This window comes from Pseudomonas sp. P4_C4, from assembly GCF_056402055.1.
Genome location: NZ_JBFUID010000003.1, coordinates 1 through 24,114, shown reverse-complemented (window position 1 = coordinate 24,114; position 24,114 = coordinate 1). Strand labels below are relative to the sequence as shown.

Sequence of the window (24,114 nt, the reverse complement as noted above, 5' to 3'; positions counted from 1 at the left end):
TTCACGGCACTTATACCTGCCGAAATGTCGCATTCGAACCGGTTGGGACGCGTGTTTTACTAAAAAAACCTCATGCCGATTCGGCATAGGGTAGGCGTTTACGGCATTAGACGGCGCTCCCTTGCATCGGAATAGTTGCGCCTTTTTCGCCTGCCGGAGAGCCGTAAACACGCGTTCCGGGGCACCTTATACGGGGGCAGATGCACTAGACTTTTTCGCCATAAGCGTTCCAGTTCGCGCATCTCCCTGAGTCAAACAACAAGTAAGGGTAAAGATATGAAGAAGGCAAAGCTTAGCCTCGCCTGGCAGATCCTCATCGGTCTGGTATTGGGGATTGCAATCGGTGCGCTGCTCAACCATTTCAGTGCCGAAAAAGCCTGGTGGATCAGCAACGTCCTGCAACCGGCAGGCGATATCTTTATCCGTCTGATCAAGATGATCGTAATCCCGATCGTCATCTCCTCCCTGATTGTCGGCATTGCCGGCGTCGGTGACGCCAAGAAGCTGGGGCGTATCGGCTTCAAGACCATCATTTACTTCGAGATCGTCACCACCATCGCCATCGTGGTCGGTCTGCTGCTGGCCAACCTGTTCCATCCGGGGGCCGGCATCGACATGAGCACCCTGGGCACCGTGGACATTTCCAAGTACCAGGCGACGGCGGCCGAGGTTCGGCATGAACACGCGTTCGTCGAAACCATCCTCAACCTGATCCCGTCGAACATCTTTGCGGCCATGGTTCGCGGCGAAATGCTGCCGATCATCTTCTTCTCTGTATTGTTCGGTCTCGGTTTGTCGAGCCTGCAGGCGGACCTGCGCGAACCACTGGTGAAGATGTTCCAGGGCGTATCGGAAAGCATGTTCAAGGTCACTCACATGATCATGAACTACGCCCCGATCGGCGTGTTCGCACTGATCGCGGTAACCGTGGCCAACTTCGGCTTCGCGTCGCTGATACCGCTGGCCAAACTGGTGATCCTGGTTTACGTCGCCATCGCCTTCTTCGCTTTCGTGGTCCTGGGCCTGATCGCTCGCCTGTTCGGCTTCTCGGTGATCAAGCTGATGCGCATCTTCAAGGATGAGCTGGTACTGGCCTACTCCACCGCCAGCTCCGAAACCGTGCTGCCGCGCGTGATCGAGAAGATGGAAGCCTACGGCGCGCCGAAAGCCATTTGCAGCTTCGTGGTGCCGACCGGTTACTCGTTCAACCTCGACGGTTCGACCCTGTACCAAAGCATCGCGGCGATCTTCATTGCCCAGCTGTATGGCATCGACCTGTCGATCAGCCAGCAACTGTTGCTGGTACTGACGCTGATGGTCACCTCCAAAGGCATCGCCGGCGTACCGGGCGTGTCCTTCGTGGTGCTGCTGGCTACCCTGGGCAGCGTCGGTATTCCTCTGGAAGGCCTGGCGTTCATCGCCGGTGTCGACCGCGTCATGGACATGGCCCGTACCGCACTGAACGTGATCGGCAACGCCCTGGCTGTTCTGGTTATCGCTCGTTGGGAAGGGATGTACGACGACGCCAAGGGCCAGCGCTACTGGAACTCCCTGCCGCACTGGCGCAGCAAGGAAAAACTGCCGGCAGGTGAAATTTCCAGCAACTGACACAAATCTCCTGTAGGAGCTGGCTTGCCAGCGAAGACGGCTTCGAGCCTTGCATCGCCAGCTATGGCGCCTTCGCCGGCAAGCCGGCTCCTACATTGGTTATGTGGTGCGTATGTACAAACCCCGGAGAAATCCGGGGTTTGTCGTTTCTGGCCACCCCGCTATCATTCGCGGATCTTTTGGGGGATTTGACTGATGCTCAATGGCCTTTGGCTTGGCTTCTTCATCGTGGCAGCCGTATCGGCGCTGGCGCAGTGGCTGATCGGCGGTAATGCCGGGATTTTCGCGGCAATGGTGGAAAGCATTTTTGCCATGGCCAAGCTGTCGGTCGAAGTCATGGTGCTGCTGTTTGGCACCCTCACCCTCTGGCTGGGTTTTCTACGCATTGCCGAGAAAGCCGGGATCGTCGAATGGTTGGCCAAGGCTCTGGGGCCACTGTTTTTGCGCCTGATGCCTGAAGTCCCGCCTGGTCATCCGGCCATCGGCCTGATCACCCTGAACTTCGCCGCCAATGGCCTGGGCCTGGACAACGCCGCCACACCGATCGGCCTCAAGGCCATGAAGGCGCTGCAAGAACTCAATCCCAGCGCCACTGTCGCCAGCAACGCCCAGATCCTGTTCCTGGTGCTCAACGCCTCCTCGCTGACCCTGCTACCGGTGACGATCTTCATGTATCGCGCCCAGCAAGGCGCGCCTGACCCGACGCTGGTGTTTCTGCCGATCCTGCTGGCGACCAGTTGCTCGACCATTGTCGGCTTCCTGTCGGTGGCGTTCATGCAGCGCCTGCGCATCTGGGACCCGGTGGTGCTGGCCTACCTGATCCCCGGCGCCCTCGCCCTCGGTGGTTTCATGGCGTTGCTGGCGACCCTTTCAGCGACCGCACTGGCCGGCCTGTCGTCGATCCTCGGCAACGTGACGCTGTTTGGCCTGATCATGCTGTTTTTACTGATCGGCTCGCTGCGCAAAGTGAAGGTCTACGAGGCCTTCGTTGAAGGAGCCAAAGAGGGTTTCGACGTCGCCAAGAACTTGCTGCCCTATCTGGTGGCGATGCTCTGCGCAGTGGGCGTACTGCGTGCGTCCGGGGCGCTGGACTTCGGTCTGGATGGCATTCGCCATCTGGTGGAATGGGCCGGTTGGGACACACGATTCGTCGATGCGCTGCCGACGGCGATGGTCAAACCCTTCTCGGGTAGCGCCGCCCGGGCGATGCTGATCGAAACCATGAAGACCTCGGGCGTCGACAGCTTCCCGGCGCTGGTGGCGGCGACGGTCCAGGGCAGCACCGAAACGACGTTCTATGTGCTGGCGGTGTACTTCGGCGCCGTGGGCATCCAGCGCGCACGACATGCAGTCGGTTGTGCATTGCTGGCGGAGCTTGCCGGGGTGCTGGGCGCGATCGGGGTTTGCTACTGGTTCTTTGGTTGATCGGCCTCGCCAGCCAATGCTTTCAGCGCGGCCTTACGCTCGTCCGCCGGCAAGGCGCCGAGCTTTTCCACGGCAGCGTAAAACTTGAGCCAGTCGCCATCCTCCTGATGGAACAGCGTGGCAAATGCCGGAATCCATTGGTCGTACAAACCAAATGGCAATAGCCGGGCATTATTCATGGGGGCATAGATCCAGGTATCGTAGCGTTTGTCTGCGGCCCACTGATTGTCGCGCAATTGCCGGTATTCGCTGCGCAAGCGCTCGAACTCGGCAGCCTTTTGCTGGCGCATTTGTTCGGTTGGCAACGGCAAGGTGTAGAGTTTTTCCAGTCGGGTGCGGGTCTTGAGCACCAACGCAGTGAACTGGTTGCGCTGACGCGCCTGCGCATTGTTATCCGGTGGCAGGAGGCGGTAGGCGCGCCATTGGCGAGTACCTTCCTGCTCGACGAAGGTGGCGAAGGATTCGTTGAACTCCGTGTCGTCCTTCACATAGAAACGCTGATGGGCCAGCTCGTGAAAGATCAGCGTGGCCAGTCGCTCATCCCCCCAGCCCATCATCGAACTGATGATCGGGTCGTTGAACCAGCCGAGTGTCGAATAGGCTTCGACACCACCAATCGACACGTCCATGCCCTGCAAGCGTTGCAAAGCTGCTTCGCCGCGGGCTGCACTCTGGCTGTAGTAACCGCGATAAGCCACGCAACCGGCGATGGGGAAGCAGTGGTTTACCGGTTTTAGGGAAAATTCCGGCGTGGCGAAGACATTCCAGACGACGAAGGGACGCCCAATGTCCGCGTACAAGCGGTAACTCGGGTTATCCGGCAGGTGCAATTGCTGGCTGGCGAACGTTCGGGCCTTTTGCGATTGCTCCAGGTGTGTACGCAGCTTTTGATCGCGCGCCGGGTCGGCAATCACACTGGAAACCGGCTCCCTGGCCCGCAGCAACTGCAGTTGGCCGCTGGCCAGTTGGCTGTAATAGCTGGCGCTGGTGCAACCGTTGAGCAACAAAAACAACACACCCGGAAACAAAACGCGAAAAACGCGATCAAGTAACCCAAGGCTAGGAAGCGGCCTGATCACAATAATTCTTCCTTGGAGAGTCTTTCCACAAGACTATCCCGCCTGACTGGAGCTCCGCTATGCGCATGTTGATGCTGACAGGAGGCCTGCTGATGCTGGCCGGCTGTGCTTTTTTCGGACTACCCCGCCCTGATCCTGCGCAAGCCTGGATCGACCTGGAGTCGAAGCAAGAAGATACGAAGCTGCAAGCGCTGGAGGTCGATGACAAGGCCACCGACGATAAACGCTATTTCCAGGTCCAGCCCGGTAGCCATGAGTTGACGGTCCGCTACCAATTCTCGGTCCAGCCTACCAACATCGGCCCTGATGCCGAACCGTTGTGGCGCGATTGCCAGTTGAACGTGAAATTCAACGACTTCAACGCGGGCGAGCGTTATCGGCTACAGACGGGGAACATCGGCTTTCGGCCTTGGGCGAAACTCTACGATCAACAGCGAAAAGTGATTGGCCAAGGCACGCCTGCGGGCTGCCAACACTCCTGATCGGCGTTATGCTGAATGCATAACCCCTTGGGACATTCATCATGTACAGGTTGATGCTGTTGCTGGTTGCCAGCATTGTCGCTGGCTGTCAGAGCCCGATGCCGACGGCTAATCCAAAGATGGCCTGGGTCGACTTTTCCACGCCCTTCCCTAACGATAAATTGCTGATGGCCGAGCGTCTGGATAAACAGCGCTTGGCCGACGGGCGTTATTTTGAGGTTATGCCCGGCAGCCATGAACTGATCGTCCGCTTCGACTTCGAAGTACCTGGTGGCGGGGGCTTGAACATGATGGGCGGCCCTTCTGAACGCATATGTTACTTGACCATCAACTTCGATCATTTCGAAGCCGGCCAACGTTATGTGCTTGAAGGCCGCTCGATTGCCTTCATCCCTGAAGCCAGGCTATACAACGCCAAGCGGGAGATCGTTGCAGAAGATCGAGAGTCTTACTGCCTGATGTGAGTGGTCAGCGGTTGTTCTTCTGGTAGATGATTTTCTTGGTACCGTTTTCGCACGAGCCAACGACCATGTTCTGGTCGTGGACCTCGTCGTTGGTGACGATTTCAAGCGTGTAGGCGGTGACGCCACTGGCCTGGATCTTGGCTTCGATCTCGGCCTTGAGTTCTTCGCAGGGTTTCGGCGCTGCGAGGGCCGAAGCGGCCAGTGCGCAACAGATAACCGCCAAGGCAAAACGTTTCATGGTTTGAAGCTCCTTTGAGGCAGCACGCACAGTCGTGGGTTTTCGCTGCTGTCGTTTATTCGACCACAGTTTTAGCGGGCAAATCTGTCGCGACGCAAAAAAGATCGCAGACGCGAGCACTTTTTGCCGAATGATCCCGGCAGGTTGCTCAAGGCAGCGATCTCTTGTTCTCAACGAAAATCTAGCCGACCAATGTTGCCTCCAATCTGATCTTCGCATTCCGCACGTTGGACACCGGGCAGACCTGTCCGATCAATCCGCTTTTTTCGATGGATTTTTTACCGGGCTATTGAAACTCGGGTATATGCCCACATTGCATGAACACGCTTTTGGATTCGGCAGGTTTGCGTTCGCAAGAACAAACCTGCACCCTCATTTGGAGAAGCAGGTTTATGAAACGACTGTCCGATATCAAGTTCTCGACCCTCGATCTGGTGCCGGTGCGCGAGAACGGCAGCGCGGCCCAGTCGCTGCGCAATTCGCTGGACCTGGCGCAGCACGTCGAGAAATTCGGTTACAACCGCTTCTGGGTGGCTGAGCACCACAATATGGACGGCATTGCCAGTTCCGCGACCTCGGTACTGCTCGGTTATCTGGCCGGTGGCACGTCGACCATTCGAGTCGGTTCGGGTGGGGTGATGTTGCCCAACCACGCACCGTTGGTGATTGCCGAGCAGTTCGGCACCCTGGAAAGTCTTTATCCGGGCCGCATTGACCTGGGCCTGGGGCGCGCGCCCGGTTCCGACCAGATGACCGCACGTGCGCTGCGCCGTGAACGCTCTGGCAGCGCCGACGATTTCCCGGAAGATGTGGCGGAGCTGGTGCGCTATCTCGGGCCGCGTACTCCGGACCAACGCATCATCGCCATGCCGGGCACCGGGACCAATGTGCCAGTCTGGTTGTTGGGGTCGAGCCTGTTCAGTGCACAACTGGCCGGTGAGCGTGGTTTGCCCTACGCCTTCGCATCGCATTTCGCACCGCGCTACATGCATGAAGCGATTCGGGTCTACCGCAATCACTTCAAGCCGTCAGCCGTTTTGGACAAACCTTACGTGATGCTCGGCGTGCCTTTAGTGGCAGCCGATACCGACGAGCAGGCCGATTACCTGGCGACTTCGGTGTTCCAGCGGATTCTCGCCCTGATGCGTGGCCAAAGCCTGGTACAGCGTCCGCCGGTGAAGACCATGGACGGCCTGTGGCTGCCCCATGAGAAAGAGGCCGTGCACGATTTCCTTGGCCTGGCCATGATCGGCAGCCCCCAGAAAATCCGCGCCAAACTCGAGGTCCTGATCGAACAGACCCAGGCTGACGAGTTGATTTTCACCTGTGACCTGTACGAACATTCGGATCGCGTGCATTCCTACGAGTTGCTGGCGCAGGTCATGCGAGGCTGATACTCAATCGACAGGCATAAAAAAGCCGGCGCCAGGGCGTCGGCTTTTTCATTCAGGCGGGAATCGACCTACTTTTTATAGACGATCACTTTGGCGCCTTCTTCGCATTTGCCAACTACTTTCCCGCCGGCAGCGGCACCTTTATCGACAATCTCCAGCGAATATCCGGAAACGCCCTTGGCATCAAGTTTCGCGGCGATTTCGGCTTTCAGCTCTTCGCATGGCTTGCCGCCCGCCAATGCGGTCCCTGCAAGGCTCAACAAGCCTACCGCCAACATAAACTTCTTCATCAGTTGCATTCCCTGGTCGGATCATAGGGGTAACCAGCCGTCAGCCGGACGCGCTCATGGAGCGCTTTGCCATTCCCTATGGCATTCGGCTGGCGTGCAAGTTCAGAAGACTAGCCCAAAGTCAGCTGCTGGCAATCCGGAACCCGACTTTCAAGGTCACCTGAAAGTGCGCAGCCTTACCGTCCCTGATGTGCCCACGGGTCTCGGTCACTTCAAACCATTCCATGTACTTGATGCTCTTGCTGGCTTCGGTCAGGGCGTTGTTGATCGCATCTTCGATACTGCTGGTGGACGAGCCAACCAGCTCGACTTTCTTGTAGGTGTGATGGTCAGACATGGCGTTCTCCTCGGCGTGTGAATTACAGCCTAGCAGTGATTTTTCCTATTTTTTCTGTTGGTCGCTCTGTGGATGAAGTTCAGGTTTTCTGCACTTTCTCGAACCCCTGAAGTCCCAACCAACACATGCCACTCATCACCAATGCAGGAGAGCCACCATGGCCAACACCTCGTTACGCAAAGCCTCATTGCAAAGCATGGAAGCCGAGATCGAGAGTCTGCTCAAGTCTTTGGAAAGCCTGAAGGGCGACGCCTCGGACGAGTCGCGTAAAACCCTCAATACCCTGAAAAGCAACGCCGAAAATGCCTTGAAGCACTCGCGCCATCTGCTTGCCGATGCTTATGAGGAGGTCAAGGTCAAAACCCGCGAAACCGGGATTGCCACCCGGGACTACGCCCAGGAACACCCCTGGACGACAGCCGGTGTCGCCGTCGGCGCATTGGGCCTGCTGGCCGCTTATCTGTTGTGCAAGCGTGATTAATCCGCTCGACGCAGCTCGTTCTTGAGCCACTGCGCCAGTTGCCGGGCGCGCCCGTCCGCGGCGCGCTTGGGTAGCCACAACGCCAGTTGCGCCGGGGTTTCACTGAAGCCCCAAGGTGCAACCAGGCGGCCGGCCTTCAAGTCCTCCGTCACCAAAGGTTCGGGGGCAATCGCCACGCCCAGACCCGCGACGGCGGCTTCCAGCAAGTAATACAAATGTTCAAATCCCTGGCCGTACTTCAGCGCCCTGGCGTCGAGGCCCCGTGGTTGCGCCCAGTTCGGCCAGGCTTGCGGGCGTGAAGTGGTGTGCAGCAAGGGTTCGTTCAGCAGTGCGGTTTCCGGCGCTTGCTTGAGCCGTTCATAGCCGACGAACCGAGGGCTCATCACCGGACCGATACGTTCGCTGGCCAGCTCAAAAACCTGCATGTCCGCCGGCCAGGGTGGCTCGGCAAATACCAGCAAAGCATCCAGCCCCGGTCTTCGCGGATCCAGATCGCCTTCTCCGGCCGACAGGTGCAGGCGCAAGTCCGGCAGGTCGGCATTGAGCCGCCCCAGTCGCGGGATAAACCAGCGCGCCAGCAGGCTTCCCGAGCAACCGAGCACGAATGGCGCATCGGCTGTGCTTTGTGTGAGTTCGGCGCAAACGCTGCGCAGGCGCTCGAAGGCTTCGCTGCTGGCGTCACGCAGGCGTAACCCGGCATCTGTGAGTTTCAGGCCGCGTCCGTCCTTGATGAACAGGCTAACGCCGAGGTGTTCTTCAAGCACCTTGAGTTGCCGGCTGACGGCCCCATGGGTGACGTGCAACTGCTCGGCCGCCTGACTGACGCTGTTCAAGCGGGCAGTGGCTTCGAAGGCGCGAAGCGCGTTCAGCGGAGGAAGGTCATGGCTCATGGGATCTGTGAGTTTTCCTGACATGTTGTGGCGATCTTATCGGTTTTCAGGCCGGGGCGTCAGGGGTAGAGTGAAGCCCACTATCTCTTTATGCATCACTTCACGCATTCAACTGGAGCGCCAAATGACCCAGACTAATCTGCGCAACGGCCCTGATGCCAACGGCCTGTTTGGCGCGTTCGGCGGCCGCTACGTTGCCGAAACCCTGATGCCGTTGATCCTCGACCTGGCCCGTGAATATGAGCTGGCCAAGGAAGACCCTGCATTCAAGGAGGAACTGGCCTACTTCCAGCGCGACTACGTCGGGCGTCCAAGCCCACTGTACTTCGCCGAGCGTCTGACCGAGTTCTGTGGCGGCGCGAAGATCTACCTCAAGCGCGAAGAGCTGAACCACACCGGCGCGCACAAGATCAACAACTGCATCGGCCAGATCCTGCTGGCGCGGCGTATGGGCAAGAAGCGCATCATCGCTGAGACCGGCGCCGGCATGCATGGTGTGGCCACTGCCACCGTCGCCGCGCGCTTCGGTCTGGATTGCGTGATCTACATGGGCACCACTGACATCGAACGTCAGCAGGCCAACGTGTTTCGCATGAAGCTTTTGGGTGCCGAAGTGATCCCGGTGGTGGCCGGCACCGGCACGCTGAAAGATGCGATGAACGAAGCCCTGCGTGACTGGGTGACCAACGTCGACAGCACCTTCTACCTGATCGGCACCGTGGCCGGTCCGCACCCTTACCCGGCGATGGTCCGCGACTTCCAGGCCGTGATCGGCAAGGAAACCCGTGAGCAACTGCAAGCCCAGGAAGGCCGTCTGCCAGATAGCCTGGTGGCGTGCATTGGCGGTGGCTCCAACGCCATGGGCCTGTTCCACCCGTTCCTCGACGACAAGAGCGTCGAGATCATCGGCGTTGAAGCTGCCGGTTACGGCATCGAGACCGGCAAGCATGCGGCCAGCCTGAATGGCGGCGTGCCGGGCGTCCTGCACGGCAACCGCACCTTCCTGCTGCAGGACGACGATGGCCAGATCATCGACGCCCACTCGATCTCTGCCGGCCTCGACTACCCGGGCATCGGTCCGGAACACGCCTGGTTGCACGACATTGGCCGCGTTCAGTACACCTCGGTGACCGATGACGAAGCCCTCGCCGCGTTCCACCAGTGCTGCCGCCTGGAAGGGATCATCCCTGCCCTGGAAAGCGCCCATGCCCTGGCTGAAGTGTTCAAGCGCGCACCGAGCCTGCCAAAGGATCACCTGATGGTGGTCAACCTGTCCGGCCGTGGCGATAAAGACATGCAGACCGTGATGCACCATATGGAACACTCTCAGCAACAGCAGTCCAAGCAGGAGAAACACTGATGAGCCGCCTGCAAACGCGTTTTGCCGAACTCAAGGAACAAAACCGTGCCGCCCTGGTGACCTTCGTGACCGCCGGCGACCCGGGCTACGACACGTCCCTGGCAATCCTCAAAGGCTTGCCAGCGGCGGGCGCCGACGTGATCGAGCTGGGCATGCCCTTCACCGACCCGATGGCTGACGGCCCGGCCATCCAGCTCGCCAACATCCGTGCGTTGGGTGCCAAGCAGAATCTGGCGAAAACCCTGCAAATGGTTCGCGAGTTCCGCCAGGACAACAACGAAACGCCGCTGGTGCTGATGGGGTACTTCAACCCGATCCACATGTACGGCGTACCGCGCTTCATTGCCGAAGCCAAAGAGGCCGGGGTTGATGGCCTGATCGTGGTCGATCTGCCGCCTGAACATAACAGTGAGCTGTGCGACCCGGCGCAGGCCGCGGGCCTGGATTTTATCCGCCTGACCACGCCAACCACCGACGATGTGCGCCTGCCGACCGTTCTTAATGGTAGCTCCGGCTTCGTCTACTACGTCTCGGTGGCCGGTGTGACCGGCGCCGGTGCCGCCACGCTGGAACACGTCGAGGAAGCGGTCGCCCGTCTGCGTCGCCATACCGACTTGCCGATCAGCATCGGTTTCGGTATCCGGACTCCGGAACAGGCGGCGTCCATCGCGCGTCTGGCCGACGGTGTTGTGGTGGGTTCAGCGTTGATCGATCACATCGCCAATGCCACCTCCCCGGAACAAGCCGTGGATGGCGTGCTGAGCCTGTGCTCTGCGTTGGCCGATGGCGTGCGTAAAGCCCGCGTCAGCTGAAGGCAAAGTTCCTGATACAGAGGAATTAGAGCCTCGCGGCACAGACTAAACAGCAAAAAGGGCTTCAGGACTGTGTTCTGAAGCCCTTTTTGCTGTGTGTGGCTAAACGCTGTAAACCTTTTGGGAGCAAGCACCCACAAGGTTGCGGTCTCAAGGCAGCTCTATCCCGCCCGACGCCTTGTGCAGTTTGCGCAGGTGCTCACCAATCTGCTTCACGTTGGCCTCGTTGGCGGCCATCTCGGCGGCACGGCTCGGCTCAAGCAATGCCCTCACTTCCTTGTCCAGATCCCCGGACAGGGCCAGGAGCTGCTTCTGGCGCTGGCTGCTTTCCGCTTCCAGATGCTCCCACTCGCTTGGTTGCGGCAAACCATAACCGTTAGTGCCCAGCAGCTCCGCCGGCCGGCTGAGGAAACCACTGTTGGCGAGAATGTCCTTCAGCGTCTCGTTGGCCTTGTCCATGCCGCCATTCTTCAGCTCTCGGGCGCCCAGATAACGCTGCTTCACTTCATCCTGGGCCAGCAGCAATTGCTGACGGAAACTGGCCTGTTCCAATAGCAGCAACGCCGCGCTGGTGCGCAAATCGGCCTGCTCGAACCATTGCCGACGCTCCGCGGCTTTCAATTCGAGCCAGTCTTCGACGGTTTCCTGTTTGATCGGCAAGTGCTTTTTCAGGATCTCGAACATGGCCTGATAGCGCTCGCGGAAGGAGTCGAAACGATAACCCAGGCGCAAGGCTTCCCGCGGGTCGTCCAGCACGCTGGTGTCCGCCAGCCCGCGGCCTTTCAGCACTTCCAGCAAACCATTGGGCATGATGTTGTCGAGTCCCACCAATTGTGGGTTATTGGTACCGCCACGCAGTAATTTCAGCTCTTCCACCGCGCAGTTGTTCGACAGGAAGAAGTAGTTGCCGTCATAGCTCCAGTGCATCTCGGCGGCACGTCCCACCACGTCTTCAATCTCGTTGCGCGACAGGTTCAGGGGTACGGAGGCCAGGCTGCGCAGTTCGGTCTTGGTGTATTCGTCAATGACCTGGGACAGCGGCAGGATAAACAGCCGCGACGGGTATTTACCGACCAGGCCATCCCAGCTCGACAGCTGTACGTCGCCGACGAAGGCGCGGTACGACAGCACCAGATGCTGGTCCAGGTCCAGTCGACAATCCGGTCCGCGTGGTCGGCCCGGCGCGCAGATCACCAGGCGTAACATGCTGTGGCCCCAGCGGCTGAACAGGTTCTGGTTAGCTTCGGCCAGCAGATAGTCAATGGCATACACCCGCTCCGGATCGACCTGGCCCAAAGGTGTCTTGGCGAAGTCGTTGCCGGCATTGAGGAAAGCGAAGGTTTTATTACAGGCGTTTTTGGTAGCGGGCGCCCAACCGAAATGTTCCTTGTAGTAGCGGTACAGTGCGGGTCGGCGGCAGGCGTAGCTCGGGTCGAGGAGGAAATACTCCATGTTGACCGCGACGAATTCCTTTGGACTGCTGGTCTCGTAGATGTCCGGGCTGCGGGCAATCTGGCGGTTGTGCTGTTCGCGTTCACCGCGACGGCCTACGTATTGCTGCCAACCGGCGAGATCGAGCAGGCGTGGATCATCACTGAGGGTAAAACGCCGATCCGACTGGCCCCGGCATTGGTCGGGAATGCCAACCAACCCTGAGCTGTTGTTGCGCTGGGTGCAGCGTTGAATCAGCTTGCGCTCGGCATCCGGCCACAGGCGTGAGCGATCGTAGATGTGAGTCAGCTCGTGCAACACCGTGGCCAGCATTTCCCGGCGCACGGTGCCATGGGGGCGATGGGTTTTCCTCGTCGCGGCGCTGCCATCGGTGAGGCCGGCCAGCAGGTTGCGGTTCAGATCGAGCTCGGACACCAGTGATGCCTGACCGTAGGCGTTGCGTGGCATGTCATCGGTCCAGCCGACGTCGATGCGTCGATCGAGTTGCTCGATAAAGCGTGGCGGCAGCGCCTGCATGGCTTCATCGAGCAACGCCTGGCTGGCTTGCTGTTGCGCGGGCGTCAGGCCTTCGGTCTTGAGCTGTAACTGAAGGCCTGCGTGGGCCGTGTTGCCGAGCAGCAACAGGGCCCCGGCCAGCAGCCAGGCGCATGGACGCTTCACAGTGCGAGGATGGCTTCGGCGAGGTCCTGGTCACTGGCGTCACGGGCTTCCGGCACGCGGGTGCGCAGCAAATCGAAGGCGGATTCCAGGTGAGCGCCACGAATGTCGCCATTGCTGGCAACGAAACTGGCGGCGTCGTCCTGGGCTTCGCGCACGATTTTCGAATCGCGAATGGACGTGGTGGTGTCGGAGGTGAAATCGAGGGTGCGCTGGGTGGCGCGGATCAGCATGTTACTGGTGGCAACCAGAGTATGTGCCTGGGACACATCGGCCAACAGCAGCAGGCCTAAGGTGGCAGCAATCAGCGGGTTACGCATGGAACGACTCCAGAAAAACAGGGATAACTATTGGACGAGAATTGCTTGTGCCAGTTCAAGGTCGCTGGCATGAAGTTTTGCCTGGGATCGGCGCAGATACCGCAGGGCCGACTCCAGTCGTGCGCCTCTCAGTTGGCCATCACTGGCAATGAATGCCGCAGCGTCATCCTGGGCGGCGAGCAGCAGTTTATGGTCGAAGGGGGCGCTGGTCACCAAACTTGTGGCGTAACCGCTGGCGACGATGCCTTGGGTGGACAGATTGAAGGCGTCATAAGCGTGGGCCGATCCGCAGTAACCAAGGGTAAGAAAGACTGGAGCGATCAAGAGACTTGAAGGAAAACGCATGAGACTCGACAGGTGAAAATGAGTCACAAGGCTAGCGCAAGGCCCGATCTAGAGCCAGCGTCGAAACATTGGGGCGCGCCGGGCGTGCCCCATGTCTGTGCAGTCGTTTAGATCGTCAGGATCGCTTGCGCCAGTTGGGCGTCGGTTGCGTTCAGCTGTGGCGCCTGGCGGTGAATGTGGTCGATGGCGCTTTCCAGTTTCACGCCGCGGATGGAACCTTCACTGGCGACGAAGCTGGCAGCGTCGTCACGGGCCGCGAGGACGATCTTGTCATCCTTGAACGAAGACGAGACGACATCGGTAGTCGCATCGGACGTGGCTTTGAGTGCATTGACGACAGCATCCGTGGTCACGATGAAGCTGCTGGCTTGGGCACTGGCAGCTACGGCAAACAGGGCTGCAGCGCTGAGCAGACGGAGACGGGACATGGGTAACTCCTTTGTGTAAACCAATTGAAAAATGGCGCAGTGTCTGCAAAGTCAGACGCCAGGCGCTTGGCGCTCGCCACGTTCTGGTTTGATATTAGGCCTGAGTGTGTCAGTTCGAACAGCCCGTCATGCAAACAGGAAGTCAGCGCCAGAACGGTTTATCCAATTCATTGATGCGGTCGGCGTGGCTGATACCAAGATCTGATAGCTGACAATCATCGAGTTGAGCCAGTAAACGTCGTGTTCTCGCCCTTTCGAGACTAGCGAACAGTCCTGTTAACAGATCTCTGACCCAGTTCAGGCAAGGTCTCGATTGAATTTCGGGCGTGGAAACATCCTGTAAAGAATTCATGGCGCGGTCCCTGTCCTGATAAGTGGAGAGCTTCATGCTGACACCCGCCGAATATCCATTACAGACACACTACGGCAATATTGTACTCATTCAGTTAGTGCTTTTTGCAAACTGTACTGGTGTTGAGGATTCCCTACTGTCAGACCGGATTTGACAGGCCAAAACGACAAAACCCGTCGTGGTTTCCCACGACGGGTCTTGTTTTTTCAATTCGGGTTGCTGGCGGTGGACCTTCAGGTCAGAGCCAGCGACGCTAACTTAGCGCCAGAACGGCTTGCTCAGCTCTTCGTAGCGTTGTGCTTCGCTAATCCCGGCGTCAGCCAGCAGACGCGAGTCCAGGCGAGCCAGTTGATGGCGGCTGGTGATGCGGCGCTGCCACAGCATCAGGTTGGCGATAACGCGCAGAGGCATGGAAGCCTGGGTTTTTGCAGCAGTGTCTTGAAAGAACAGATCGGAACTGAGTGTACGTTCCATGGTGGTCATCCTTCCGCTTATGGCGGGATTAGGTAGTGGTTTAACTGGTGCCCATGATCCTCTCGTTTGCCTAGTCCCTGTAGATACAGTTTATCTGTATTGTGAGGGCTCAGTTAACTGTTTATAGGGGGTGTACTGGTCGAAATAGAGGCAACTGTACCTGTCCGCACTATTAAGGTGCGAAATTGCTGTTTTTGTCCGATTGGGTAGGAATTTTCCCTAGGAAATGACCGGTACAGCAGTACAGTTTTTTTCATATTGCGAAGAGGCAAGAGCAAGCTGACGAAACTGTGTTTGCGCCAGCTGCTATCTGTACCAATTACTTCTTCAGCATTTGCCCGGTTTCTTCCAGGTTTATGTGCCAGCTCAAGGCGTCACGCAGAATGTGCGGGGTGTGCCCGCCGATGGCGCATGCGGCGGTGAAGTAATCATTCAGCGCCTGGCGGTAATCCGGGTGCACGCACTTGTCGATGATGACCCGGGCACGCTCCCGCGGTGCCAGGCCTCGCAGGTCTGCCAGACCGACTTCGGTCACGAGGATGTCGACGTCATGTTCGGTATGGTCAACGTGGCTCACCATCGGCACCACACTGGAGATCGCACCACCCTTGGCGATCGACTTGGTCACGAACACGGACAGGTGCGCGTTGCGCGCGAAGTCGCCCGAGCCACCGATGCCGTTCATCATCCGTGTACCGCAGACATGGGTGGAGTTGACGTTGCCATATATGTCGAACTCCAGGGCGGTGTTGATGCCGATGATGCCGAGACGGCGCACGACTTCAGGGTGGTTGGAGATCTCCTGCGGACGCAGGACCAGTTTGTCCTTGTAGCGCTCCAGATTGCCGAACACGTCGGCATTGCGCCGGCTCGACAGGGTGATCGAACTGCCCGAAGCAAAACTCAGCTTGCCCGCATCGATCAGGTCGAAGGTCGAATCCTGCAGCACCTCGGAATACATCGTCAGGTCTTCGAACGGCGAGTCGATCAGGCCACACATCACCGAGTTGGCGATGGTGCCGATACCGGCCTGTAGCGGGCCGAGCTTGTTGGTCATGCGTCCGGCTGCCACTTCCTGTTTGAAGAAGTCGATCAGGTGGTCGGCAATGGCTTGGGTCTCGGCGTCCGGCGCCAGCACAGTGGAGGGCGAGTCAGCCTGGTTGGTGACCACGATGGCAACGATTTTTTCCGCTGGAATCGGGATGGCAGTGCTGCCGATGCGGTCGTCGACTTTGACCAATGGAATCGGGGTGCGGGTCGGACGATAGGTCGGGATATAGATGTCGTGCAGGCCTTCGAGGTTGGGGTTGTGTGCCATGTTGATCTCGACAATCACGTGCTTGGCGAAAATCGCGAAGCTGGCCGAGTTGCCGACCGAGGTGGTTGGCACGATATGCCCTTGCTCGGTGATCGCCACGGCTTCAATCACGGCAATGTCCGGCAGTTTCAATTGCTGGTTGCGCAATTGCTCCACGGTTTCCGACAAGTGCTGGTCGATGAACATGACTTCGCCGGCATTGATCGCCTTACGCAGGGTGCTGTCGACCTGAAACGGCATGCGTCGCGATAGCACGCCAGCTTCGGTCAACTGCTTGTCGAGGTCGTTGCCCAGGCTCGCGCCGGTCATCAGGCTGATCTTCAGCGGCGTGACCTTGGCGCGCTCGGCCAGCGCCTGGGGGACGGCCTTGGCTTCGCCGGCGCGAGTAAAGCCACTCATGCCGACGGTCATGCCGTCCTCAATCAGAGCGGCAGCGTCGGCAGCGCTCATCACTTTGTCCAACAACGAAGGCAGGCGAATACGGTCACGGTACATGGATTGTTATCTCGGGCAACAGGTAGCAGGACGTGCAGTCTAGTGAATTGCGCCAGCTTCTGTCCCGCTACCAAGGTCGCAATCGAGGCGTCTATTCCGGGCCTTTCAAGCAAAACACCGTTACCGGATCGGTAACAAAAGAATAGTTTGTCCGACGATTTGCGCAAACAAAAACGCCCCGACGAGTCGGGGCGTTCTGTGTGCCGTAGAAGGTTAGTCGACGGCTTTGACCATGTCTTCGATGACCTTTTTCGCGTCGCCGAACACCATCATGGTTTTATCCAGGTAGAACAGTTCGTTGTCCAGACCGGCGTAGCCGCTGGCCATCGAGCGCTTGTTGACGATGATGGTCTTGGCCTTGAACGCCTCGAGGATCGGCATGCCGGCAATCGGCGATTTCGGATCGTTCTTCGCCGCCGGGTTGACCACGTCGTTGGCRCCSAGCACCAGCACCACGTCGGCCTGGCCGAACTCGGAGTTGATGTCGTCCATCTCGAACACCTGGTCGTAAGGCACTTCGGCCTCGGCCAGCAACACGTTCATGTGCCCGGGCATACGACCGGCCACCGGGTGGATCGCGTACTTCACGGTCACGCCGCGATGGGTCAGCTTCTCGGTCAGTTCCTTCAGCGCATGCTGYGCCCGCGCRACCGCCAGGCCGTAGCCCGGCACGATGATCACGGTGTCGGCGTTGGTCAGCAGGAAGGTCGCGTCGTCRGCCGARCCGGATTTCACCGGACGGGCTTCTTTCGAACCCGCCGGGCCGGCCGCCTCCGTCGTATTGCCGAAACCGCCGAGCAGCACGTTAAAGAAGGAGCGGTTCATCGCCTTGCACATGATGTACGAGAGGATCGCACCGCTCGAGCCTACCAGCGAACCGGCGATGATCAGCATCGAGTTGTTCAGCGAGAAGCCGATGCCCGCCGCTGCCCAGCCGGAGTAGCTGTTGAGCATCGACACGACCACGGGCATGTCCGCGCCGCCGATCGGGATGATGATCAGCACGCCGAGCACGAAGGCCAGCGCCAGCATCACGGCGAAGGCGGTGTAGTCGCCGGTGAGCATGAAGGTCACGCCCAGGGCCAGTGTGGTCAGGCCCAGCAGCAGGTTCAGCTTGTGCTGGCCGCTGAACTGTACCGGTGCACCCTGGAACAGGCGGAACTTGTACTTGCCGGCCAGCTTGCCGAAGGCAATGACCGAACCGGAGAAGGTGATTGCACCGATGGCGGCACCGAGGAACAGTTCCAGGCGGTTACCGGCCGGGATCGCGTCACCCAGTTGCGCAACGATACCCAGCGACTGCGGCTCGACCACGGCGGCCACGGCGATGAACACCGCCGCCAGGCCGATCATGCTGTGCATGAAGGCGACCAGTTCGGGCATCTTGGTCATTTCGACGCGTTTGGCCATGATCGAACCGGCCGTGCCGCCGATCAGCAGGCCGACGATCACGTAGACGATACCGTCATGCGCGAGCTCGGCGCCGAGCTTGTAGATCAGGCCGACTGTGGTGAGGATCGCCAGGCCCATGCCGAGCATGCCGAACAGGTTGCCACGCCGCGATGTGGTGGGGTGCGAGAGGCCCTTGAGTGCCTGGATGAAGCAGACCGAGGCAATCAAATACAGGGACGTAACCAGGTTCATGCTCATGCTTGCTGCACCTCAGCCTTGACTGCGGCGGCCTTGGCAGCCGGAGCTTTGGCCGCTTTYTTCTTGAACATTTCCAGCATGCGCCGGGTCACCAGGAAGCCACCAAACACGTTGACCGCGGCCAGGGCCACGGCCAGGGTGCCCATGGTCTTGCCCAGCGGGGTCACGGTGAGGGCGGCGGCGAGCATGGCGCCGACGATCACGATGGCCGAGATGGCGTTGGTCACCGCCATCAGCGGCGTGTGCAGTGCCGGTGTGACGTTCCAGACCACGTGGTAGCCGACATAGATCGCCAGCACGAAGATGATCAGGTTGTAGATACCGTGAGAGATCAGCATGTCTTCCATTGTTTTTATCCTCAGCCGTTCTTGCGCACGATCTGGCCGTCGCGGCACATCAGGCACGCGGCGACGATATCGTCTTCAAGGTTGATCACCAGTTGTCCTTCTTTATCGAACAACAGTTTCATGAAGTCCAGCAGGTTGCGKGCGTACAGCGCCGAAGCATCGGCCGCCACGGCGCTGGCCAGGTTGGTTGGGCCAACGATGGTCACGCCATTTTCGACGACCACCTGATCGGCCACRGTCAGCGGGCAGTTACCGCCCTGGGCGGCCGCGAGGTCGATGACCACCGAGCCCGGTTTCATCTGTGCCACAGTTTCCGCGCTTAGCAGTGTCGGTGCCTTGCGGCCGGGAATCAGCGCGGTGGTGATGACGATGTCAGCCTGCTTGGCGCGTTCGTGTACGGCCGCGGCCTGGCGCTGCATCCAGCTGGCCGGCATCGGGCGGGCGTAGCCGCCGACACCGACGGCGCATTCACGCTCTTCATCGGTCTCGTAAGGCACGTCGACGAACTTGGCGCCGAGGGATTCGATCTGCTCTTTCACCGCAGGACGCACGTCAGACGCTTCGATCACCGCACCCAGGCGTTTCGCGGTAGCGATGGCCTGCAAACCCGCTACACCAGCGCCGAGAATCAGCACGCGCGCTGCTTTCACAGTGCCCGCAGCGGTCATCAGCATTGGCATGAACCGCGGATAATGATGAGCGGCCAGCAACACCGCCTTATAGCCGGCGATGTTGGCTTGCGAGGACAGCACATCCAGGCTCTGTGCGCGGGAGGTACGCGGCGCGGCCTCCAGGGCGAAGGCGGTAATMCCGCACTCAGCCATCTTGGCGATGGTTTCGTTGCTGAACGGGTTGAGCATCCCCACCACRACGGTGCCGCTTTTAATCAGCGCCAGCTCGCTGTCGCTGGGCGCGACCACCTTCAAAATCAGCTCTGCACCAAACGCGTCATTGGCGCTGCCAATGGTTGCGCCTGCCGCTTCATAGGCACTGTCGACTACGCTGGCATTRACGCCGGCGCCGCTTTGTACAGTGACCTTATGACCCTGGCTGATCAGCTTYTTGATGGTTTCCGGGGTTGCAGCAACCCGTGTTTCACCGGTCTGGGTTTCGAGAGGAACACCAATGTGCACGTCAAATCTCCTGCGTGATCTTATTGAGTAAACCCATGCACTACGGATGGTGCGGCTGGGGCGGCCGATCAGCACGATCCCGCCAAATCAGGGCGGGGCGCGGCATTTTGCAGGCGAACTTTGTGCCCTTCAAGGGATTATGACGGGTGACGGAAAATTAACTACAAGTCACCCCGTGACCGAATGTCGCAACCAACCGGGTCAATCCCTTGCAGGCCGTGCCTTGTAAGGATTCTGGCCGAAATTGAAGAATTTACACATCGGCCGTATGAATGATGCGGCATCGCTTCGAAATAGTGGCGCAAAGCCGCGTGGTCAGGCGCTTGTGGAACGTTTGTACGACTTCTCGATACAGTTTGCTTGTATGCGACAAATACGTATATCTGTAGGGCTGTATATTTGCTGACTACGGGGTCAAATAACGCTACGGGGCCTTTATCCTTCTAGGCTGTAGCTGTGCGCCTGATTTACCAGCCAGTCACGAAATGCCCTCAAAGACGCGGATTCGACCTTTCGCTCAGGAATCATCAGGTAGTAAGCCTTGATGCTGGACAATGCTTGCGGGTTGGCGATCACCAAGCGTTTCTCCTTCAGCTCCCTTTGAATCAAAAACGGCGGAATCAGGGCAATGCCCATGTCGTGCATGGCCGCTTGGGCGAGCATGGAGAATAGCTCATAGCGTGGGCCTGTCATGTCTCGCGGGACATTCAGGTGTTGGGAATCGAACCATTGGCGCCAGGCATAGGGGCGGGTGGTTTGTTGCAGGAGAGGCAAGTCGGCGATTTCGCCGGGCGTCAGACTGGTTTTGTTTCCGAGCAGGTTGGGGCTGCAAACGGGCATCGGATTTTCACCCATCAGCCTGTGGGATTCTGTACCCGACCAATCCGCGTCACCGAAGTAGATGGCGGCATCAAAATCAGTGTCGGCGAACAGGAACGGGCGCGTGCGGTTGGTCAGGTTGACCGTTACTTCCGGGTGTTTTTGCTGAAAGTCCTTGAGTCGCGGCAGCAACCATTGGGTGCCGAAGGTTGGCACTACGGCCAACTCGATCACGTTGGTGCCCTGCTGGCCCATCACGGACAAGGTGTCGCGCTCAACCGCATCGAGTTGAGTGGCCACTCGACGGCTGTAGGAGAGACCAGCTTCCGTCAGCTTGACCCCGCGCCGCGAGCGTCGGAACAGTTCCACGCTGAGGAACTCTTCAAGGCTGGCGATCTGTCGGCAAATTGCCCCTTGGGTCAGCGAAAGTTCCTGGGCGGCCTTGGTGAAGCTCTCGTGGCGTGCCGCGGCCTCGAAGCTGATCAGGGCGGTGGTGCTGGGTATCTTTCTGCGCATGTACGTCAACCTCACTAATACATCGCATAAAAGCTATTTCGCGACGTTTCGGAGTGAGAAATTAGCACAACAGTATGCAAAATCCTCGTTTGCCGTGGCGCCGATCCGGGCCTAGGATCAGTCCACGTTATTTGACCCGATTCGAGAGGACACACTCATGGGCGGTAAAGCTAGCTTCAACTGGATCGATCCCCTGCTGCTGGATCAACAGCTCACTGAAGAAGAACGCATGATTCGCGACACGGCTGCGCAGTTCGCTCAGCAGAGCCTTGCGCCGCGCATTCTTGAAGCTTTCCGCCATGAGAAGACCGACCCGGCGATCTTCCGCGAAATGGGCGAGATCGGTCTGTTGGGCGCAACCATCCCCGAGCAGTACGGTGGCAGCGGCCTGAACTATGTCAGCTATGGCCTGATCGCCCGTGAAGTCGAGCGTATCGACTCCGGCTATCGCTCTATGATGAGCGTGCAGTCCTCGCTGGTGATGGTGCCAATCAATGAATTCGGTACCGAAGCGCAGAAGCAGAAGTACCTGCCGAAACTGGCGTCGGGCGAGTGGATCGGTTGCTTCGGCCTGACCGAGCCTAACCACGGCTCCGACCCGGGTGCGATGATCAGTCGTGCGCGCAAAGTCGAAGGCGGCTACAGCCTCACCGGCAGCAAGATGTGGATCACCAACAGCCCGATCGCCGATGTGTTCGTGGTCTGGGCCAAGGACGATGCCGGTGATATTCGCGGCTTCGTTCTGGAGAAAGGCTGGAAAGGCCTGAGCGCTCCGGCGATTCACGGCAAGGTGGGCCTGCGGGCATCGATCACCGGCGAAATCGTGATGGATAACGTGTTTGTGCCGGAAGAGAACATTTTCCCGGATGTCCGTGGCCTGAAAGGTCCTTTCACTTGCCTCAACTCGGCACGTTACGGCATCTCGTGGGGTGCGCTGGGTGCAGCCGAGTTCTGCTGGCACACCGCTCGCCAGTACACCCTGGATCGTCAACAGTTCGGTCGCCCGCTGGCCGCCACTCAGTTGATCCAGAAGAAGCTGGCCGACATGCAGACTGAAATCACCATGGCGCTGCAAGGCTGCCTGCGTCTGGGTCGTATGAAGGACGAAGGGACTGCTGCAGTCGAAATTACCTCGATGATGAAGCGCAACTCTTGCGGCAAGTCCCTGGACATCGCGCGCATGGCTCGCGATATGTTGGGCGGCAACGGCATCTCCGATGAATTCGGTGTTGCGCGTCACCTGGTCAACCTGGAAGTGGTGAACACCTATGAAGGTACTCACGACGTCCATGCACTGATCCTCGGTCGTGCGCAAACCGGCCTCCAGGCGTTCTATTAAGGAGAACGTCCATGGGCGCGCTATCGCATCTACGGGTACTGGATTTATCGCGGGTGCTGGCCGGGCCTTGGGCCGGGCAGATCCTGGCCGACCTTGGCGCCGAAGTGATCAAGGTCGAGCGTCCGGGTAACGGCGATGACACGCGCGCCTGGGGGCCACCGTTCCTTAAAGACGCTTATGGCGAGAACACCAGTGAGGCCGCCTATTACTTGTCGGCCAATCGCAACAAGCAATCGGTCACTATCGACTTCACACGCCCTGAAGGGCAGAAGCTGGTGCGAGAGCTGGCGGCCAAGTCGGACATCCTGATCGAGAACTTCAAGGTCGGCGGTCTGGCGGCTTATGGCCTGGACTATGAGTCGCTGAAGGCGATCAATCCGGATCTGATCTATTGCTCGATCACCGGGTTCGGCCAGACCGGTCCTTACGCCAGGCGAGCGGGTTATGACTTCATGATCCAGGGGCTGGGCGGTCTCATGAGCCTGACGGGGCGACCTGAAGGCGAAGAAGGCGCGGGGCCGGTGAAGGTTGGCGTGGCGCTGACGGACATCCTGACCGGGCTGTATTCGACTGTCGCGATCCTGGCAGCGCTTGCGCATCGGGATCACGACGGCGGTGGTCAGCATATCGATATGGCACTACTGGACGTACAGGTGGCTTGTCTGGCCAACCAGGCGATGAACTACCTGACGACAGGCAATGCGCCTAAACGCTTGGGCAATGCTCATCCGAACATCGTGCCCTATCAGGATTTTCCTACGGCGGATGGCGATTTCATCCTTACCGTCGGTAACGATGGACAGTTCCGCAAGTTCGCGGAAGTGGCCGGGCAGCCGCAGTGGGCGGACGATCCGCGTTTTGCTACCAACAAGCTGCGGGTGGCAAACAGGGCAGTACTGATTCCGCTGATCCGCCAGGCGACGGTGTTCAAGACGACTGCTGAATGGGTGGCGCAGTTGGAGCAGGCTGGCGTGCCATGCGGGCCTATCAATGACGTGGCGCAGATGTTTGCCGATCCTCAGGTCAAGGCGCGTGGGTTGGCTATCGAGCTGCCTCATGCGCTGGCCGGGATGGTGCCTCAGGTGGCGAGTCCGATTCGACTGTCGGAAACGCCGGTGGAGTACCGTTTTGCACCTCCTCTGCTGGGTGAGCACACGCTGGAAGTTTTGCAGCGGGTGTTGGGCCTGGATGCCGGGGCGGTGTCCGCATTCAAGGATTCGGGCGTTCTCTGATTGGTTTCTTCTATATAGAGGAGTGTTTCGGCTCCTTTGTATAGGCTCCCTTTGGGGCGTTTTGCTGCATTCTGCAGGTTATTGATAGAAAACCTGAATCAGTGCTTGACGGCAGATTTCAGATCTCTATAATTCGCCCCACTTCCGGCGCAGTCGAAACGAAAAACTCTTTGGTAAACAATGAGTTATGCAGTTTTCGGCAGCAGGTTGCTTCAGGTCATCGAAGCCAAAAGGGAGTTGAAAAAGAGGTGTTGACAGCAGCGTGTAACGCTGTAGAATTCGCCTCCCGCTGAAGAGAGATCTGAAGCGCAAGTGGTTGAAGTTGAAAAGGAAACTTGGAAAACTTCTGAAAATAATCACTTGACAGCAAATGAGGC

At 58.9% G+C, this 24,114-nt stretch carries 26 protein-coding genes; 10 read left to right on the top strand and 16 right to left on the bottom strand.

Annotated elements, in window-relative coordinates; genetic code table 11:
• The first annotated feature begins 276 nt into the window (after positions 1 to 276).
• Together gltP and AC1DXW_RS03175 are read left to right on the top strand one after the other, a co-directional pair.
• On the top strand, positions 277 to 1,608 hold the full coding sequence (gltP, locus tag AC1DXW_RS03180) for a glutamate/aspartate:proton symporter GltP (RefSeq protein ID WP_477759757.1): 1,332 nt from the start codon (positions 277 to 279) through the stop codon (positions 1,606 to 1,608).
• 195 nt (positions 1,609 to 1,803) lie between these two features.
• On the top strand, positions 1,804 to 3,033 hold the full coding sequence (locus AC1DXW_RS03175) for a nucleoside recognition domain-containing protein (protein WP_477754115.1): 1,230 nt from the start codon (positions 1,804 to 1,806) through the stop codon (positions 3,031 to 3,033).
• Here the strand turns inward: AC1DXW_RS03175 and AC1DXW_RS03170 are convergent.
• Positions 3,015 to 4,112, bottom strand: coding sequence for an aminopeptidase (locus AC1DXW_RS03170; RefSeq protein ID WP_477754114.1), 1,098 nt, complete (start codon positions 4,110 to 4,112; stop codon positions 3,015 to 3,017). The two genes, AC1DXW_RS03175 and AC1DXW_RS03170, sit on opposite strands and share 19 nt — an antisense overlap.
• A 59-nt stretch (positions 4,113 to 4,171) precedes the next feature.
• Between AC1DXW_RS03170 and AC1DXW_RS03165 the strand changes: the two genes are divergently transcribed.
• Together AC1DXW_RS03165 and AC1DXW_RS03160 are read left to right on the top strand one after the other, a co-directional pair.
• Positions 4,172 to 4,594 carry a PA0061/PA0062 family lipoprotein gene (locus tag AC1DXW_RS03165; RefSeq protein WP_477754113.1) on the top strand — a complete coding sequence of 141 codons (423 nt, stop codon included), beginning with the start codon at positions 4,172 to 4,174 and terminating at the stop codon, positions 4,592 to 4,594.
• Positions 4,595 to 4,635: 41 nt separating this feature from the next.
• Positions 4,636 to 5,058, top strand: coding sequence for a PA0061/PA0062 family lipoprotein (locus AC1DXW_RS03160; protein WP_477754112.1), 423 nt, complete (start codon positions 4,636 to 4,638; stop codon positions 5,056 to 5,058).
• A gap of 4 nt (positions 5,059 to 5,062) precedes the next feature.
• On the opposite strand, the gene AC1DXW_RS03155 is transcribed toward AC1DXW_RS03160, so the two are convergent.
• Positions 5,063 to 5,296 carry a DUF1161 domain-containing protein gene (locus tag AC1DXW_RS03155; RefSeq protein ID WP_477754111.1) on the bottom strand — a complete coding sequence of 78 codons (234 nt, stop codon included), beginning with the start codon at positions 5,294 to 5,296 and terminating at the stop codon, positions 5,063 to 5,065.
• A gap of 392 nt (positions 5,297 to 5,688) precedes the next feature.
• Here AC1DXW_RS03155 and AC1DXW_RS03150 point away from each other — a divergent pair, with 392 nt between their 5' ends.
• A complete protein-coding gene (locus tag AC1DXW_RS03150) occupies positions 5,689 to 6,690 on the top strand; it encodes an LLM class flavin-dependent oxidoreductase (RefSeq protein WP_008002158.1) in 1,002 nt (333 codons plus the stop codon).
• A gap of 68 nt (positions 6,691 to 6,758) precedes the next feature.
• Here AC1DXW_RS03150 and AC1DXW_RS03145 read toward each other — a convergent pair whose 3' ends face one another.
• Both AC1DXW_RS03145 and AC1DXW_RS03140 read right to left on the bottom strand, forming a co-directional pair.
• Complete coding sequence (locus tag AC1DXW_RS03145; protein WP_477754127.1) at positions 6,759 to 6,980, bottom strand: DUF1161 domain-containing protein; 222 nt, start codon at positions 6,978 to 6,980, stop codon at positions 6,759 to 6,761.
• A 121-nt stretch (positions 6,981 to 7,101) separates the two neighbouring features.
• Positions 7,102 to 7,317 (bottom strand): dodecin, encoded by a 216-nt coding sequence (locus AC1DXW_RS03140; protein WP_015092929.1) that lies wholly within the window; start codon positions 7,315 to 7,317, stop codon positions 7,102 to 7,104.
• 157 nt (positions 7,318 to 7,474) lie between these two features.
• Between AC1DXW_RS03140 and AC1DXW_RS03135 the strand changes: the two genes are divergently transcribed.
• Positions 7,475 to 7,798: an ElaB/YgaM/YqjD family protein gene (locus tag AC1DXW_RS03135; protein WP_150728191.1), complete on the top strand. Its 324-nt coding sequence runs from the start codon at positions 7,475 to 7,477 to the stop codon at positions 7,796 to 7,798.
• Here AC1DXW_RS03135 and AC1DXW_RS03130 read toward each other — a convergent pair.
• Entirely contained in the window at positions 7,795 to 8,688 is an 894-nt protein-coding gene (locus AC1DXW_RS03130) for a LysR family transcriptional regulator (RefSeq protein ID WP_477759756.1), read from the bottom strand. The genes AC1DXW_RS03135 and AC1DXW_RS03130 overlap by 4 nt on opposite strands.
• A 124-nt stretch (positions 8,689 to 8,812) precedes the next feature.
• Here AC1DXW_RS03130 and trpB point away from each other — a divergent pair, with 124 nt between their 5' ends.
• Together trpB and trpA are read left to right on the top strand one after the other, a co-directional pair.
• Positions 8,813 to 10,048: a tryptophan synthase subunit beta gene (gene trpB, locus AC1DXW_RS03125; protein WP_477759755.1), complete on the top strand. Its 1,236-nt coding sequence runs from the start codon at positions 8,813 to 8,815 to the stop codon at positions 10,046 to 10,048.
• Positions 10,048 to 10,860, top strand: a complete 813-nt coding sequence (gene trpA / locus AC1DXW_RS03120; protein ID WP_477756637.1) for a tryptophan synthase subunit alpha — start codon at positions 10,048 to 10,050, stop codon at positions 10,858 to 10,860. The genes trpB and trpA overlap by 1 nt, the downstream gene beginning before the upstream one ends.
• Positions 10,861 to 11,010: 150 nt before the next feature.
• On the opposite strand, the gene AC1DXW_RS03115 is transcribed toward trpA, so the two are convergent.
• The 11 genes from AC1DXW_RS03115 to AC1DXW_RS03065 all read right to left on the bottom strand — a co-directional run bounded on the left by AC1DXW_RS03115 (position 11,011) and on the right by AC1DXW_RS03065 (position 21,166).
• Positions 11,011 to 12,972, bottom strand: a complete 1,962-nt coding sequence (locus tag AC1DXW_RS03115) for a DUF7844 domain-containing protein (protein WP_477759754.1) — start codon at positions 12,970 to 12,972, stop codon at positions 11,011 to 11,013.
• Positions 12,969 to 13,289 carry a DUF2388 domain-containing protein gene (locus tag AC1DXW_RS03110; protein ID WP_108231768.1) on the bottom strand — a complete coding sequence of 107 codons (321 nt, stop codon included), beginning with the start codon at positions 13,287 to 13,289 and terminating at the stop codon, positions 12,969 to 12,971. Before AC1DXW_RS03110 ends, AC1DXW_RS03115 begins: the two co-directional genes overlap by 4 nt.
• Positions 13,290 to 13,316: 27 nt before the next feature.
• Positions 13,317 to 13,634: a DUF2388 domain-containing protein gene (locus tag AC1DXW_RS03105; protein WP_477756309.1), complete on the bottom strand. Its 318-nt coding sequence runs from the start codon at positions 13,632 to 13,634 to the stop codon at positions 13,317 to 13,319.
• A 107-nt stretch (positions 13,635 to 13,741) separates the two neighbouring features.
• On the bottom strand, positions 13,742 to 14,062 hold the full coding sequence (locus AC1DXW_RS03100; RefSeq protein WP_477756308.1) for a DUF2388 domain-containing protein: 321 nt from the start codon (positions 14,060 to 14,062) through the stop codon (positions 13,742 to 13,744).
• Between the two features lie 142 nt (positions 14,063 to 14,204).
• Positions 14,205 to 14,414: a DUF1127 domain-containing protein gene (locus AC1DXW_RS03095; RefSeq protein ID WP_477756312.1), complete on the bottom strand. Its 210-nt coding sequence runs from the start codon at positions 14,412 to 14,414 to the stop codon at positions 14,205 to 14,207.
• A gap of 258 nt (positions 14,415 to 14,672) precedes the next feature.
• Positions 14,673 to 14,888: a DUF1127 domain-containing protein gene (locus tag AC1DXW_RS03090; protein WP_477759753.1), complete on the bottom strand. Its 216-nt coding sequence runs from the start codon at positions 14,886 to 14,888 to the stop codon at positions 14,673 to 14,675.
• 319 nt (positions 14,889 to 15,207) lie between these two features.
• Positions 15,208 to 16,701 carry an acetyl-CoA hydrolase/transferase family protein gene (locus tag AC1DXW_RS03085; protein ID WP_008018492.1) on the bottom strand — a complete coding sequence of 498 codons (1,494 nt, stop codon included), beginning with the start codon at positions 16,699 to 16,701 and terminating at the stop codon, positions 15,208 to 15,210.
• Between the two features lie 213 nt (positions 16,702 to 16,914).
• Positions 16,915 to 18,351 carry an NAD(P)(+) transhydrogenase (Re/Si-specific) subunit beta gene (locus AC1DXW_RS03080; protein WP_477759752.1) on the bottom strand — a complete coding sequence of 479 codons (1,437 nt, stop codon included), beginning with the start codon at positions 18,349 to 18,351 and terminating at the stop codon, positions 16,915 to 16,917.
• Positions 18,348 to 18,698 (bottom strand): NAD(P) transhydrogenase subunit alpha part 2, encoded by a 351-nt coding sequence (locus tag AC1DXW_RS03075; protein WP_046042645.1) that lies wholly within the window; start codon positions 18,696 to 18,698, stop codon positions 18,348 to 18,350. Before AC1DXW_RS03075 ends, AC1DXW_RS03080 begins: the two co-directional genes overlap by 4 nt.
• Before the next feature lie 11 nt (positions 18,699 to 18,709).
• Complete coding sequence (locus tag AC1DXW_RS03070; protein WP_477755500.1) at positions 18,710 to 19,831, bottom strand: Re/Si-specific NAD(P)(+) transhydrogenase subunit alpha; 1,122 nt, start codon at positions 19,829 to 19,831, stop codon at positions 18,710 to 18,712.
• Positions 19,832 to 20,266: 435 nt separating this feature from the next.
• Positions 20,267 to 21,166: a LysR family transcriptional regulator gene (locus AC1DXW_RS03065; protein ID WP_150753713.1), complete on the bottom strand. Its 900-nt coding sequence runs from the start codon at positions 21,164 to 21,166 to the stop codon at positions 20,267 to 20,269.
• Positions 21,167 to 21,323: 157 nt separating this feature from the next.
• Between AC1DXW_RS03065 and AC1DXW_RS03060 the strand changes: the two genes are divergently transcribed.
• Together AC1DXW_RS03060 and AC1DXW_RS03055 are read left to right on the top strand one after the other, a co-directional pair.
• Positions 21,324 to 22,505 (top strand): acyl-CoA dehydrogenase, encoded by a 1,182-nt coding sequence (locus AC1DXW_RS03060; protein ID WP_046043971.1) that lies wholly within the window; start codon positions 21,324 to 21,326, stop codon positions 22,503 to 22,505.
• 11 nt (positions 22,506 to 22,516) lie between these two features.
• A complete protein-coding gene (locus AC1DXW_RS03055) occupies positions 22,517 to 23,737 on the top strand; it encodes a CaiB/BaiF CoA transferase family protein (RefSeq protein ID WP_477759751.1) in 1,221 nt (406 codons plus the stop codon).
• Positions 23,738 to 24,114 lie beyond the last annotated feature (377 nt).